Consider the following 14053-nt stretch of genomic DNA (forward strand, 5'->3'; position numbering starts at 1 on the left):
CCGAGAGAATCATGGACAAACTGATTATTACCGGCGGTGTGCGCCTTGATGGCGAAATCCGCATTTCCGGGGCGAAGAACTCTGCCCTGCCGATTCTCGCCGCCACCCTGCTCGGTGACGCGCCTGTCACCATCTGCAACCTGCCGCACCTGCACGACATCACCACCATGATCGAGCTGTTCGGTCGCATGGGTATCGAGCCGATCATCGACGAGAAGCTCAGCGTGGAAGTCGATGCGCGGGCGATCAAGACCCTGATAGCGCCCTATGAACTGGTGAAAACCATGCGCGCCTCGATCCTGGTGCTCGGGCCGATGGTCGCGCGCTTCGGTTATGCCGAAGTGGCCCTGCCGGGTGGCTGTGCCATCGGTTCGCGTCCGGTTGACCTACACATCCGCGGCCTTGAAGCCATGGGCGCGATCATTGATGTCGAAGCCGGTTACATCAAGGCCAAGGCACCGGAAGGCGGTCTGCGTGGCGCGCATTTCTTCTTCGATACCGTCAGTGTGACCGGTACTGAAAACATCATGATGGCGGCGACCCTGGCCAAAGGCCGCAGCGTGCTGGAAAACGCCGCGCGTGAGCCGGAAGTGGTCGACCTGGCGAACTGTCTGATCGCCATGGGCGCGAAGATAACCGGCGCGGGTACCGACACCATCATTATTGATGGCGTGGAGCGTTTGCACGGCGCGCGTTTCAGCGTTATGCCTGACCGTATCGAAACCGGCACCTACCTGGTAGCGGCTGCCGTCACGGGCGGCCGGGTCAAGGTCAAGGACACCGATCCGACTACTTTGGAAGCAGTGCTGTCGAAACTGCAGGAAGCCGGTGCGGAAATCACCTGTGGCAACGACTGGATCGAGCTGAACATGCACGGCAAGCGGCCGAAAGCCGTCAACCTGCGTACTGCCCCGTACCCGGCGTTCCCCACCGATATGCAGGCGCAGTTTATTGCCCTCAATGCGATTGCCGAGGGCACTGGCACGGTGATCGAAACCGTATTCGAAAACCGCTTTATGCACGTGCATGAAATGATCCGCATGGGCGCGCAGATCCAGGTCGAAGGCAACACCGCCATCGTCACCGGTACTGAAAAGCTCAAGGGCGCCCCCGTCATGGCCACGGATCTGCGTGCATCGGCCAGCTTGGTGATCTCGGCACTGATTGCCGAAGGCGACACCCTGATCGACCGCATCTACCACATCGACCGTGGTTACGAGTGCATCGAGGAAAAACTGCAGTTGCTGGGGGCGAAGATTCGCCGCGTGCCGGGCTAAGACCATGCTGACTATTGCCCTTTCCAAAGGTCGGATTCTCGATGACACCCTGCCGCTGCTGGCGGCGGCGGGCATCGAGCCGACCGAGAACCCGGACAAAAGCCGCAAGCTGATCATCCCCACCACGCTGGACGATGTGCGCCTGCTGATCGTGCGTGCCACCGACGTGCCGACCTATGTCGAACACGGCGCCGCCGATCTCGGCGTAGCCGGCAAGGACGTGCTGATGGAATACGGCGGCCAGGGTTTGTATGAGCCGCTGGATCTGCGGATTGCCCAGTGCAAGCTGATGACCGCCGGTGCGGTCGGCGCGCCCGAGCCGAAAGGCCGGCTGCGCGTAGCGACCAAGTTCGTCAACGTGGCCAAGCGGTATTACGCCGAGCAGGGCCGTCAGGTCGACATCATCAAGCTGTATGGCTCCATGGAGCTGGCGCCGCTGGTGGGCTTGGCTGACAAGATCATCGACGTGGTCGATACCGGCAACACCCTGCGCGCCAATGGCCTGGAAGCCCAGGAACTGATCGCCATGATCAGCTCGCGTCTAGTCGTGAACAAGGCGTCGATGAAGATGCAGCACGCGCGCATTCAAGCGTTGATCGACACCCTGCGCGATGCGGTCGAAGCGCGACATCCACGCTGAGTCTGATGGCCGCCCAGTGCGGCCTAGCCTATCCGCGTTATAGCCAAAATTCTCAGGTGCCCGCGCGGAGTGGTTGTTACTCTACGGGCGCTTGAGCATTTGCCAATTTAAGAGGCCCGCTATGACCGCTCCTATCGCTATCCGCCGACTCAATGCCGCTGACCAGGACTTTGCCCAGCATCTGGATCATCTGCTGAGCTGGGAAAGTGTCTCGGATGATGCGGTCAACCATCGCGTGCTCGACATCATCAAGGCCGTGCGCGAGCGTGGCGATGCGGCATTGGTCGAGTTCACCAAGCAGTTCGACGGTCTGGATGTCGCTTCCATGGCGGATCTGATCCTGCCGCGCGAGCGTCTGGAACTGGCTCTGACCCGCATCACGCCGGAGCAGCGCGGCGCCCTGGAGAAAGCCGCCGAGCGCGTGCGCAGCTATCACGAGCGGCAGAAGCAGGACTCCTGGACCTACACCGAAGCCGACGGCACGGTGCTGGGCCAGAAGGTCACGCCGCTGGATCGCGCCGGCCTGTATGTGCCTGGCGGCAAGGCCTCATACCCGTCCTCGGTACTGATGAACGCCATTCCGGCCAAGGTTGCTGGCGTGCCGGAAGTGGTGATGGTGGTGCCGACCCCGCGTGGCGAAATCAATGAACTGGTACTGGCCGCCGCCTGCATCGCCGGCGTCGACCGCGTATTCACCATCGGTGGTGCCCAGGCAGTGGCTGCATTGGCTTATGGCACCGAAAGCGTGCCTCCGGTGGATAAGGTCGTTGGCCCCGGCAATATCTATGTCGCCACCGCCAAGCGTCATGTATTCGGCAAGGTCGGTATCGACATGATCGCCGGTCCTTCGGAGATTCTGGTGGTGTGTGACGGCCAGACCGATCCGGACTGGATCGCCATGGACCTGTTCTCCCAGGCCGAGCACGACGAAGACGCCCAATCGATTCTGGTCAGCCCGGATGCCGCCTTCCTCGACCGCGTCGCCGAGAGCATCGCCAAACTGCTGCCGACCTTGGAGCGCGAGACGATTGCCCGCACTTCGCTGGAAGGTCGCGGTGCGCTGATTCTGGTGGCCGATATGGCCCAGGCCATCGAAGTGGCCAACCGCATTGCCCCGGAGCATTTGGAGCTGTCGGTGGAGAACCCCGAGCAGTACCTGCCGCTGATCCGTCATGCCGGCGCGATCTTTATGGGCCGCTATACCGCCGAGGCTCTGGGCGATTACTGTGCCGGCCCCAACCACGTGCTGCCGACCTCCGGCACCGCGCGCTATTCCTCGCCGCTGGGGGTGTATGACTTCCAGAAACGCTCGTCGATCATCCATTGTTCGGCCGAGGGCGCGTCGGAGCTGGGTAAGGTTGCCAGCGTGCTGGCCCGTGGCGAGTCGCTGACCGCCCACGCCCGCAGCGCCGAGTACCGTATCAAGCCGTAATGGCTGTTTGTAGGGTGGACAACGCTTTGCTTGTCCACCGCCTTATCCGGTGGCAACCGCTTCGCGGTTTTCCACCCTACGCAAACCGAAGAATTCGAGGAGAGAAGGGCAGATGAGCAAATTCTGGAGCCCCTTCGTCAAAGACCTGGTGCCTTATGTACCGGGCGAGCAGCCGAAACTGGCCAAGCTGGTCAAGCTCAACACCAACGAGAACCCTTACGGCCCGTCGCCCAAGGCCATCGCGGCCATGCAGGCCGAGGTTAATGACAACCTGCGCCTGTACCCGGACCCCAATAGCGACCGGCTGAAGCAGGCGGTGGCTGATTATTACGGTGTGCAGACCGCCCAGGTATTTGTCGGCAACGGTTCCGACGAGGTGCTGGCGCACGCCTTCCACGGCCTGTTTCAGCACGGCCAGCCACTGCTTTTTCCCGATATCAGCTACAGCTTCTATCCGGTGTACTGCGGCCTGTATGGCATCGACTCCGTGCAGGTACCGTTGGATGAACATTTCCAGATTCGCGTGGAAGATTACGCGCGACCTAATGGCGGCATTATTTTCCCCAATCCCAACGCGCCGACCGGCAGCCCCCTAGCGCTGGACGCCATCGAGCGTCTGCTCAAGGCCAACCCGGATACCGTGGTACTGGTCGACGAAGCCTATATCGATTTCGGCGGCGAAACGGCGATCAGCCTGGTGGACAAGTACCCGAACCTGCTGGTCAGCCAGACTCTGTCCAAGTCGCGTTCGCTGGCCGGGTTGCGCGTCGGTATCGCGGTTGGCCATCCTGATCTGATCGAAGCGCTGGAGCGGATCAAGAACAGCTTCAACTCCTACCCGCTGGACCGCATGGCGATTGCCGGTGCGGCGGCGGCGTTCGAGGACAAGGCCTACTTCGAGCAGACCTGCCATCGCGTGATCGAAAGCCGCGAAGATGTTGTGGCTGGGCTGGAAAAGCTCGGCTTTGAGGTGTTGCCGTCGGCGGCGAACTTCGTTTTCGCTCGTCATCCCGATAAGGATGCGGCGACCCTGGCGGCCGGCTTGCGCGAGCAGGGTGTGATCGTGCGGCACTTTAAGCAGGCACGCATTGCCCAGTTTCTGCGCGTCACCATTGGCACGCCGGAGCAGAACCAGGCACTGCTGGATGCGCTGCAAGGTCTGTAACTGGCAGCCGTAAAAAAGCCGGAGCACTGCTCCGGCTTTTTATTGCCTGTGGCTTTTCAGTGCGAGCTATTCGTGGTGCGCCTGGCCGAGGAAGGTCAGTGAAGTGAACAGGCCACGCGTCTCGATATCCTTGTCGTCTTTGACTGGCAGGCTGATCGAGGCACTGATGATATTCAGCCCTTCGTTGCGTACCAGCACCTGGGCGCGGCCTTCGGCGTCGGTGGTGGCGCTGACCTGATGCGGCGCCCCGCGGTAGTCGCCTATCAACTCGACCCCTGCAGCCGGCTTGCCATCCACCAGCACACGCACCGCCAGCGGTTTGCCAGGACCGACCTTGAGCGGATCGACTTCGGGCAGGATGACCATTTTCAACTGATCCAGCTTCGGCAACTTGGCGCCTTCCTGATAGATCGCCAGGCTGTATTTAAAGGTGTGCAGCGACTCGGTCGAGTTGGGCACTTTACTGCGGCCCTGGTTGATCCACTGTTTGTCCGGGGTCATTGACCAGGCGCCGTTGTCCAGCGCCACGCCGAGCACCGCCGGGGTTTTCAGTGGCTGCAGGCGCGCGTGATTATCCAGACGCTGGACGGTGACCGGGATCATTGTGCCGGCGCGGTCATAGGCCCAGGCACCGCTGATTTTCTCGGCCTTGAAGGCGTTGTCTTCCGCGCCGTGGCCGTAAACGGTTTCGATATGGCCGCGGCGTTGTTCGGTCCACAGGCCGTGGGCCTGGACTTGTCCGGCGAGCAGGGCGGCGAGTAAAGCAATGAGGATGGCGGGTTTGGCAGTACGCATACTTGGGTTCCTTGGGTTGTGGTCAGAGATTGAGAGTCAGGCTGAGGTTGAGGTTGCGCGGGTCGCCGGGCATGACCCAGACGCTGTTGTAGGCGCGCTCGTAGTACTCGCGGTCGAACAGGTTGTTGAGGTTCAGGCCGATGCTAAGGTCGTCGCTGGCCTGGTAGCGCGCGAGCAGGTCGACGGTGCTGTAGGCAGGTAATTCGAAGTTGCTGCCAGCCTGGCCCGAGCGATCACCGACGTAGTTGACTGCGGCGCCGATGTCCGAGCCGCGCAGGCGGCCGTCCTGAAACTGGTAAACCGTCAGCAAGCTACCGCTGTGGCGGGCGACGCCGAGTAGTTTGCTGCCTACCGGCAGGCTGTTGTCTTCGGTCACTTCGGCATCGATATAGGCGTAGGCGCCGATGATGCGCATGGCATCGCTGAGCTGGCCGCTGAACTGCATATCCAGGCCCTGACTGCGCGCCTTGCCGGCGGCGATGCTGTCGCCGGGGTTGAGCGGGTCGGCTGTCAGCACGTTTTCCTTGTCGATATGAAACAGCGCGATGGTCGCGCCCAGGCGGCTGTCGAGCAGGTCGAGCTTGAGCCCAGTCTCATAGCCAAGACCCTTCTCTGGTTTGAATACCGTGCCCTGGCTGCTAATGCTGTTGGGCTTGAACGAGGTGGAGACGTTGGCGAACACGCCGACCTGCGGTGTCAGCTGATAGAGCAGACCCGTGCGAGCGGTGGCGACATCCTTGTTCTGCTCGTTGCTGACCCGGGTGCTGCGGTTCAGTGCGGTCTGCTCGTAGCGTTCGAAGCGCGCGCCGATCAGGCCGCTGAGGCGTTCGCTGAAGCTGATCTGGTCCTGCAGGTTGAGGGCATAGCTCTCGGTGTGTTCGAAGAAATCGTTGGGATTGACGATGGCTGGCTTGGTCTGGCCGTACTGCGGTTGGTAGATATTCTGGCCGTAACCCAGGGTGGTCGCGCTTTGTGGGTACTTCTGGCTGTTGCGGTAGTTCTCGTACTCCAGGCCGGCAAGGGTCTGGTGCTGCCAGCTGCCGAGGTTGAAGCTGCCATGCAGCTCGGCCTGGGTGATGCTGTCGTTCCATTCGAAGCTGCGCTGGCGATAGAAGCGCGTCAGGGTGTCACCGACCAGGCGTGACGGCTCGGAACTGTTGCCCTGTAGGCGACCCTGGGCGTAGTGGTTGGCCAGGCGCAGTTTCCAGCTGTCATTGAGGTAGCGCTCCAGGCTGACCTGCAGCATCTGGTTGTCGTTACGGATGGTGCCGTCGTTCGGTTCGCCCATAAAGCTGGAATCTTTCACCGCGCCCATACGGTTGTTCACCGCCGGGATGCCACGGTCAAATACCGATTCGGTGCGGGTGAATTCGCTCTCGATCAGCAGCAGGGTGTCGGGGTTCAGCTGCCAGCTCAGCGAGGGGCTGACGATCTGTCGTTCGCTGCCAACATGGTCGCGAAAGCTCTGGTTGTCCTCGACCGCCAGGTTGACCCGCGATAGCAGGGTCGCCTCCTCATTCAGTGGGGTGTTGACGTCCAGGCTGCTGCGGTAGCGATCCCAGCTGCCGGCGCTGGCCTTGAGCTGACTGAAGGCCTCGGCCTGGGGTTTCTTGCTGACGATATTGATCATGCCGCCTGGGTCGCCACGGCCATACAGACTGGCGGCCGGACCTTTGAGCACCTCGATGCGTTCGATACCGGAGGCGTCCGGCGAGCTGTAGCTGCCACGGTTGATGGCGAAGCCGTTCTTGTACAGCTCGCCGGTGGTGAAGCCGCGCACGCTGTAATTGAGGAAGGTCAGTCCGCCGAAATTGTTCTGCCTGGACACGCCGCCGGCAAAGTCCAGGGCGCGGTCGATGCGCGTGGTGCCGAGGTCATCGAGCACTTGTGCGGGCATCACGTTGATGCTCTGGGCGATCTGCTCAATCGGCGTATCGGTGCGTGTGGCGCTGGCCGAGCGGGTTGCGCGATAGCCTTTTACAGGGCCGTCCGCCTGTTCATGGCGGGCGGTTACGGTGGTGGCCGACAGCTCGACGGGGGTTTCTGCTGCTACGGCAAGGGCGCTGGGAGCCAGTAGGCTGGCAAGTAAGGCATGGGCGGCGCGCAAGGGAAGACATCCTTCAAATTATTTAATGTAATAACATAACATTAAAATTGAGAAGAGTTATCGCTTGCGCTACACGCATTGAAAAAAGAGGGTGGGTCAGTTGCCGTTGACGGGTGGCCTTACGCCAATTTCTGCAGTCAGTTGCTGCGGTTTGCCGTTGCGCAGAATGTCGATGCTGATCTTCTGGCCTGGTTTGGCGCGGGCCACCTGGTTCATCGAACTGCGACCATCGCCGGCCGCTTCGCCGTCGATGCTGAGAATAAGGTCCCCCGGTTGCAGACCGGCTTTCTGCGCCGGGCCATCGCGGTAGATACCGGCAACGACGATGCCGGGGTGCCCTTCCATGCCAAAGGACTCTGCCAGTTCTGGTGTCAAGGGTTGTACTTCAATCCCCAACCAGCCGCGAATCACCTGTCCATTCTCGATGATCGCCAGCATCACTTCCCTTGCCAGTTTCACTGGAATTGCAAAGCCGATACCTTGCGAACCGCCGGATTTGGAAAAAATCGCAGTATTAATGCCGACCAGGTTGCCGTAGGCATCCACCAGCGCACCGCCGGAATTACCAGGGTTAATCGCCGCGTCAGTTTGGATAAAGTCTTCGTAGGTGTTGAGGCCCAGCTGGTTACGTCCGGTGGCGCTGATAATGCCCATGGTCACGGTTTGACCAACGCCGAAGGGGTTGCCGATAGCAAGCGTCACGTCACCAATACGGATATTGTCGGAGCGGCCGAGGGTAATAAACGGCAGTTCCGGTAGGTCGATCTTCAGCACCGCCAAGTCGGTTTCCGGGTCACTGCCGATCAGCCTGGCCAGGGTTTCACGGCCATCTTTCAGGGCCACTACGATCTGGTCGGCGCCAGCGACAACGTGATTATTAGTCAGCAAATAGCCTTCCGGGCTCATGATCACCGCCGAGCCGAGGCTCGACTCCATGCGCCGCTGCTTGGGCAAGTTGTCACCGAAGAATTTGCGAAACTGCGGGTCCTCAAACAGCGGATGCGTGGGTTTGTTGACGAATTTGGTGCTGTACAGGTTGGCCACTGCAGGGGAGGCGGTATTCACCGCTTCGGCGTAGGACACCGGACCTTCCTGAATGCGGCTATAGAACGGCGCCTGGCGCACATTCACGTCCTGCCCCGGCAAACCGACCCATTGCGGGTAATACTGCATGATCAGCAGTGCCGACAGCACGCCGACCAGCAGGGGCCAGCCGATGAAACGCAGGGCCTTGAACATCGATCCAATCCTGAGGGTTGCCCGGGGCAGGTGCGCCCCTTAAGGTGCGCCATTATAGAGAGGTGGCTGAGAATAAAGCAGCGCCTCGCAACTGTTGATAAGGAAACTTTATGGCCATTGCCCTGGCGACCCTGGTGGAAGAAGCCGACCGCTATCTGAATGCCGCGCGCATCAGCGATTACTGCCCTAACGGCCTGCAGGTCGAAGGGCGGCCACAGGTGCGGCGTATCGTCAGTGGTGTGACCGCCAGCCAGGCGTTGGTTGACGCGGCAGTCGATGCCGAGGCCGATGTGCTGCTGGTGCACCACGGTTATTTCTGGAAGGGCGAAAACCCCTGTATCACCGGGATGAAACGTCGTCGCTTGCAAACCCTGCTGGCCAACGATATCAGCCTGCTGGCTTATCACTTGCCGCTGGATGTGCACGCAGAGGTGGGCAATAACGTGCAACTAGCTGCGCAGCTGGGTATCACCGTGGAGGGCCCGCTGGAGCCGGAAAACCCGCGTACTGTTGGCTTGATCGGCTCTCTGAATGAGGCCATGAGCCCGCGTGATTTTGCCCGCCATGTGCATCAGGTGCTCGGCCGTGAGCCACTGCTAGTTGAAGGCGAGGCGATGATTCGCCGCGTTGGCTGGTGCACCGGCGGTGGCCAGGGCTATATCGATCAGGCGATTGCCGCGGGCGTTGATCTGTACCTGACCGGCGAAGCTTCCGAGCAGACCTTCCATAGCGCCCGCGAGAATGGCATCAGCTTTATCGCTGCTGGCCACCACGCCACCGAGCGATATGGCGTACAGGCACTGGGCGATTACCTGGCGCGACGCTTTGCCATTGAACATCTGTTTATTGATTGCCCCAACCCTATCTAAGAACCTGCACACGATCTGCTGCGCGTCGGCCAGACTGCGTTAAAAATGGCCTCGGAATGCTCATTTACAGCCAGTAAACTCCGCTTCCTCGGCCATTTTTGCCTTGTCTGGCTCTAGCTCGCTATCTCGTGAGCAGGTTCTGAATGGTCTTTCCTGCAGATATAAACCTAGATCGTTTCGATCTAACTGGGCTCCTGATTAGAAGAGGGTGCTGTGCTAGAGTGCGCCCTCGTCCACGGCCCGCCGGCCCAAACACATCGCATTTCGTGAGTAGCCATGCTCGATAAACTGACCCACCTGAAACAGCTGGAGGCGGAAAGTATCCACATCATTCGTGAAGTGGCCGCCGAATTCGACAACCCGGTAATGCTCTATTCCATCGGTAAAGACTCCGCCGTGATGCTGCACCTCGCGCGCAAGGCGTTCTTTCCGGGCAAGCTGCCGTTCCCGGTGATGCACGTCGATACGCGCTGGAAGTTTCAGGAGATGTACAGCTTCCGCGAGAAGATGGTCAACGAGTACGGTCTGGACCTGATCACTCACACCAACCCCGATGGTGTGGCGCAGGACATGAATCCCTTCACCTACGGCAGTGCCAAGCACACCGACGTGATGAAGACCGAGGGCCTCAAGCAGGCGCTCGACAAGTACGGTTTCGACGCCGCCTTCGGTGGCGCGCGCCGCGATGAAGAGAAGTCCCGCGCCAAAGAGCGTGTCTACTCCTTCCGCGACAGCAAGCACCGCTGGGACCCGAAGAATCAGCGCCCAGAGCTGTGGAATGTGTACAACGGCAACGTCAAAAAGGGCGAGTCGATCCGCGTATTCCCGCTGTCCAACTGGACCGAGCTGGATATCTGGCAGTACATCTACCTGGAAAGCATCCCGATTGTGCCGCTGTATTTCGCCGAAGAGCGCGAAGTCATCGAGATGAACGGCGCGCTGATCATGATCGACGACGACCGTATCCTTGAACACCTCACGCCTGAGCAGAAAGCCAGCATCCATAAAAAGATGGTGCGCTTCCGTACCCTGGGTTGCTACCCGCTGACGGGTGCGGTGGAGTCCACGGCAACTAGCCTGCCGGAAATTATTCAGGAAATGCTGTTGGCCAAGACCTCTGAGCGCCAAGGCCGAGTCATCGACCATGACTCCTCCGGCTCGATGGAAGAGAAGAAACGTCAGGGGTACTTTTAATATGTCGCATCAATCCGAATTGATCAGCGAGGACATCCTCGCCTATCTGGGCCAGCACGAGCGTAAAGAGCTGCTGCGCTTTCTTACCTGCGGCAACGTCGATGACGGCAAAAGCACCCTGATCGGCCGCCTGCTGCATGATTCCAAGATGATCTATGAAGACCACTTGGACGCCATCACCAAAGATTCGAAGAAATCCGGTACCACCGGCGAAGAAGTCGATCTGGCGTTGCTGGTAGACGGCCTGCAGGCCGAGCGCGAGCAGGGCATCACCATTGATGTGGCCTACCGCTATTTCAGCACCACCAAGCGCAAGTTCATCATTGCCGACACCCCCGGCCATGAGCAGTACACCCGTAACATGGCCACCGGCGCATCCAACTGCGACCTGGCGATCATTCTGATCGACGCCCGTTATGGCGTGCAGACGCAGACCAAGCGCCACAGCTTTATTGCCTCGTTGCTGGGTATCAAGCACATCGTCATTGCGGTCAATAAGATGGACCTCAAAGGCTTTGATCAAGGCGTGTTCGAACAGATCAAGGCCGATTACCTGGCGTTTGCTGAGGGCATTGCTTTCAAGCCAAGTTCGATGCATTTCGTGCCGATGTCGGCGCTCAAAGGCGACAACGTAGTCAACAAGAGCGAGCAGTCGCCTTGGTACACCGGCCAGTCATTGATGGAAATCCTCGAAACCGTGGAAGTCGCAGGCGACCGCAACTTTGATGACCTGCGCTTCCCGGTGCAGTACGTCAACCGTCCTAACCTGAACTTCCGCGGTTTCGCCGGCACGTTGGCCAGCGGCATCGTGCGCAAGGGTGATGAAATCATCGCCCTGCCGTCGGGCAAGGGCAGCAAGGTCAAATCCATCGTTACCTTTGAAGGCGAGCTGGAGCAGGCCGGTCCGGGTCAAGCGATCACCATTACTTTGGAAGACGAAATCGACGTCTCCCGTGGCGACATGCTGGTGCATGCCGACAACCGTCCGCAGGTGGTCGACAGCTTCGACGCCATGCTGGTGTGGATGGCTGAAGAGCCGATGCTGCCGGGTAAGAAGTACGACATCAAACGCGCCACCAGCTATGTGCCGGGCTCGATTGCCAGCATTACTCACCGGGTGGACGTGAACACCTTGGAAGAAGGCGCGGCGAGCAGCCTGCAGCTCAACGAAATTGGCCAGGTGCGTATCGCCCTCGATGCGCCGATTGCCCTGGATGGATACGCGCACAACCGCACTACTGGTTCGTTTATCGTGATTGATCGCCTGACCAACGGCACCGTCGGCGCTGGCATGATCATCGCCGAGCCGCTTGGCGCACAGGGTTCGGGCGGCCATCACGGCGAACTGGCCCACGTGTCTACCGAGGAACGTGCTACGCGCTTCGGTCAGCAGCCGGCCACCGTACTGTTCAGCGGCTTGTCCGGCGCCGGCAAGAGCACCCTGGCCTATGCCGTGGAGCGCAAGCTGTTCGACTCCGGTCGTGCTGTCTACGTACTGGATGGCCAGAACCTGCGTCACGACTTGAACAAGGGCCTGCCACAGGATCGCGCTGGGCGTACCGAGAACTGGCGTCGTGCCGCTCACGTCGCACGTCAGTTCAACGAAGCAGGCCTGCTGACTCTAGCCGCCTTTGTTGCGCCGGATGCCGAAGGTCGCGAACAGGCCAAGGCGCTGATCGGTGCCGAACGCCTGATTACCGTGTATGTGCAGGCCTCCCCGCAGGTCTGCGCCGAGCGTGACCCGCAAGGTCTGTACGCAGCCGGTGGCGACAATATTCCGGGCGAATCCTTCCCCTATGATGTGCCGCTAAATGCCGATCTGGTGATCGATACGCAGGCGGTGTCGGTAGACGAAGGGGTCAAGCTTGTACTGGCTCTGCTGCGTGAGCGTGGTGCGATCTAAGACCACCGCTCAATAAAAAGCCCCGCCAAGTGCGGGGCTTTTTATTGGAACCAGGTTATTGCCCGTAAGAGCGGCCCATGGCTGCGATAGCGATTCACGGGCATGGCGTAGGCGTCGTCGCCGCTTCTACAAAGCCCGGCTCCAACAAAAAAGCCCCGGCTGTTTAGACCGAGGCTTTCTTAGTGGAGCAATTATTACTTGTTCTTCAAACCGTAGCTTTCATCGAGCATGCCCGGTACATCGGCGCTTTTAGGCGCGTAGTCCTTGGGCATTTCGTTGTTTTTCGGTGGCGTCAGGCGCTCGCGTTTTTCGCTGCTGTCATCGGTATGTAGGGTGGCCAGCAGGCGTTGGCGAGTCAGCTCGTCGAGTGCAAGACGATTGGCACCATCGGACAGATGCTCCTGAACGTCCTGATAGCTCTGGGTAAGCTTTTTCACCATATTGGCGGTGGTGTTGAAGTGGCTAACCACCTCACTCTGATAGGCGTCAAAGCGCTCCTGCATCTCATCCAGCTGGCGCTGGGTGCGGCTAGGTGCGGCATTGGGTGCCAGGCGGGCAATCAGGAAGCCAATGGCAATGCCGGCAACCAGGGTAATAGCCGGTAGCAACCAGGCGGTGAGCGTCTGTTCCACGAGTCCTTCCTCTCTAAACGGCTTTGCTTTACGTTAACGGCTCGAACCTGTGCTGTATACCGCAATGCAATGCCGAAACGTTTGCGGTGGTGTATGGCGCAGGCTGTCAGCTAGACGAGTCGACCCACTGCGAGGTCACGGAGTTCCCTGTTGCTCACCCGCGAAACCCCTCTGATGATTGCCGGCCCCAGTGGCCAACTCGAAGCCCTGTGGCTGGACACTCCCGAAGCCCGGGGTGTGGCGCTGATCTGCCACCCCAACCCGGTGCAGGGCGGCACCATGCTCAACAAGGTGGTCTCCACCCTGCAGCGCACCGCTCGTGACAGTGGCCGGGCCACGTTGCGCTTCAACTACCGCGGCGTTGGTGCCAGCGCCGGCAGCCACGATATGGCCAGCGGTGAGGTGGATGATGCCGAGGCGGTGGCCAACTGGCTGCGTGCGCAGCATCCCGAGTTGCCGTTGACCTTGCTGGGCTTTTCCTTTGGCGGCTTTGTTGCAGCGGCCCTTGGAGCACGATTGGAAGCCCAGGACGTGACGCTCGACAAGCTGTTTATGGTGGCCCCGGCGGTGCATCGCTTGAGCGAAGAAACGCCCCCGGCCAGTAACTGCCCGCTGATCCTGATCCAGCCTGAGGACGATGAAGTGATCGACCCACAGGTGGTTTACCAGTGGTCAGCCGCACTCGGGCGTGCCCATGAGCTGCTGAAAGTGGCAGAATGCGGCCACTTTTTTCACGGCAAGCTGACGGACTTGAAAGATCTGCTACTGCCGCGTCTCTGAACTGATTGAGCCCCAATAAG

Annotated in this window: 12 protein-coding genes; 8 read left to right on the top strand and 4 right to left on the bottom strand. The window is 60.2% G+C overall.

The window, feature by feature from the left end; genetic code table 11:
- The first annotated feature begins 11 nt into the window (after positions 1–11).
- The 4 genes from murA to hisC all read left to right on the top strand — a co-directional run bounded on the left by murA (position 12) and on the right by hisC (position 4514).
- On the top strand, positions 12–1277 hold the full coding sequence (murA, locus tag AACY25_RS16390; protein ID WP_339525929.1) for a UDP-N-acetylglucosamine 1-carboxyvinyltransferase: 1266 nt from the start codon (positions 12–14) through the stop codon (positions 1275–1277).
- 4 nt (positions 1278–1281) lie between these two features.
- Positions 1282–1917 carry an ATP phosphoribosyltransferase gene (hisG, locus tag AACY25_RS16395; protein ID WP_339525930.1) on the top strand — a complete coding sequence of 212 codons (636 nt, stop codon included), beginning with the start codon at positions 1282–1284 and terminating at the stop codon, positions 1915–1917.
- A 121-nt stretch (positions 1918–2038) separates the two neighbouring features.
- A complete protein-coding gene (gene hisD, locus AACY25_RS16400) occupies positions 2039–3349 on the top strand; it encodes a histidinol dehydrogenase (RefSeq protein ID WP_339525931.1) in 1311 nt (436 codons plus the stop codon).
- Between the two features lie 112 nt (positions 3350–3461).
- On the top strand, positions 3462–4514 hold the full coding sequence (gene hisC / locus AACY25_RS16405) for a histidinol-phosphate transaminase (RefSeq protein WP_339525933.1): 1053 nt from the start codon (positions 3462–3464) through the stop codon (positions 4512–4514).
- A 66-nt stretch (positions 4515–4580) separates the two neighbouring features.
- On the opposite strand, the gene AACY25_RS16410 is transcribed toward hisC, so the two are convergent.
- From AACY25_RS16410 to algW, 3 genes are all read right to left on the bottom strand, one after another.
- Complete coding sequence (locus AACY25_RS16410; protein ID WP_339525935.1) at positions 4581–5309, bottom strand: DUF4198 domain-containing protein; 729 nt, start codon at positions 5307–5309, stop codon at positions 4581–4583.
- Positions 5310–5331: 22 nt separating this feature from the next.
- The gene (locus tag AACY25_RS16415) at positions 5332–7338 is read right to left on the bottom strand and encodes a TonB-dependent siderophore receptor (protein ID WP_445262164.1); all 2007 of its coding nucleotides are present in this window, start codon (positions 7336–7338) and stop codon (positions 5332–5334) included.
- A gap of 174 nt (positions 7339–7512) precedes the next feature.
- Positions 7513–8655 (bottom strand): Do family serine endopeptidase AlgW, encoded by a 1143-nt coding sequence (algW, locus tag AACY25_RS16420; RefSeq protein WP_339525937.1) that lies wholly within the window; start codon positions 8653–8655, stop codon positions 7513–7515.
- 110 nt (positions 8656–8765) lie between these two features.
- Here algW and AACY25_RS16425 point away from each other — a divergent pair, with 110 nt between their 5' ends.
- The 3 genes from AACY25_RS16425 (at position 8766) to cysN (ending at position 12621) form a co-directional block, all read left to right on the top strand.
- Positions 8766–9524: a Nif3-like dinuclear metal center hexameric protein gene (locus tag AACY25_RS16425; protein WP_339525938.1), complete on the top strand. Its 759-nt coding sequence runs from the start codon at positions 8766–8768 to the stop codon at positions 9522–9524.
- 276 nt (positions 9525–9800) lie between these two features.
- Positions 9801–10718: a sulfate adenylyltransferase subunit CysD gene (gene cysD / locus AACY25_RS16430; RefSeq protein WP_339412613.1), complete on the top strand. Its 918-nt coding sequence runs from the start codon at positions 9801–9803 to the stop codon at positions 10716–10718.
- Position 10719: 1 nt separating this feature from the next.
- Positions 10720–12621: a sulfate adenylyltransferase subunit CysN gene (gene cysN, locus AACY25_RS16435; protein ID WP_339525940.1), complete on the top strand. Its 1902-nt coding sequence runs from the start codon at positions 10720–10722 to the stop codon at positions 12619–12621.
- Between the two features lie 194 nt (positions 12622–12815).
- On the opposite strand, the gene AACY25_RS16440 is transcribed toward cysN, so the two are convergent.
- Positions 12816–13253 carry a YhcB family protein gene (locus tag AACY25_RS16440; RefSeq protein ID WP_339412617.1) on the bottom strand — a complete coding sequence of 146 codons (438 nt, stop codon included), beginning with the start codon at positions 13251–13253 and terminating at the stop codon, positions 12816–12818.
- Between the two features lie 150 nt (positions 13254–13403).
- Between AACY25_RS16440 and AACY25_RS16445 the strand changes: the two genes are divergently transcribed.
- Positions 13404–14033, top strand: coding sequence for an alpha/beta hydrolase (locus AACY25_RS16445; RefSeq protein WP_339525942.1), 630 nt, complete (start codon positions 13404–13406; stop codon positions 14031–14033).
- The last annotated feature ends 20 nt before the right edge of the window (positions 14034–14053 follow it).

The sequence above is a fragment of the Pseudomonas sp. EA_35y_Pfl2_R111 genome, assembly GCF_963970955.1.
In the GTDB taxonomy this organism is placed as follows: Bacteria; Pseudomonadota; Gammaproteobacteria; order Pseudomonadales; family Pseudomonadaceae; genus Aquipseudomonas.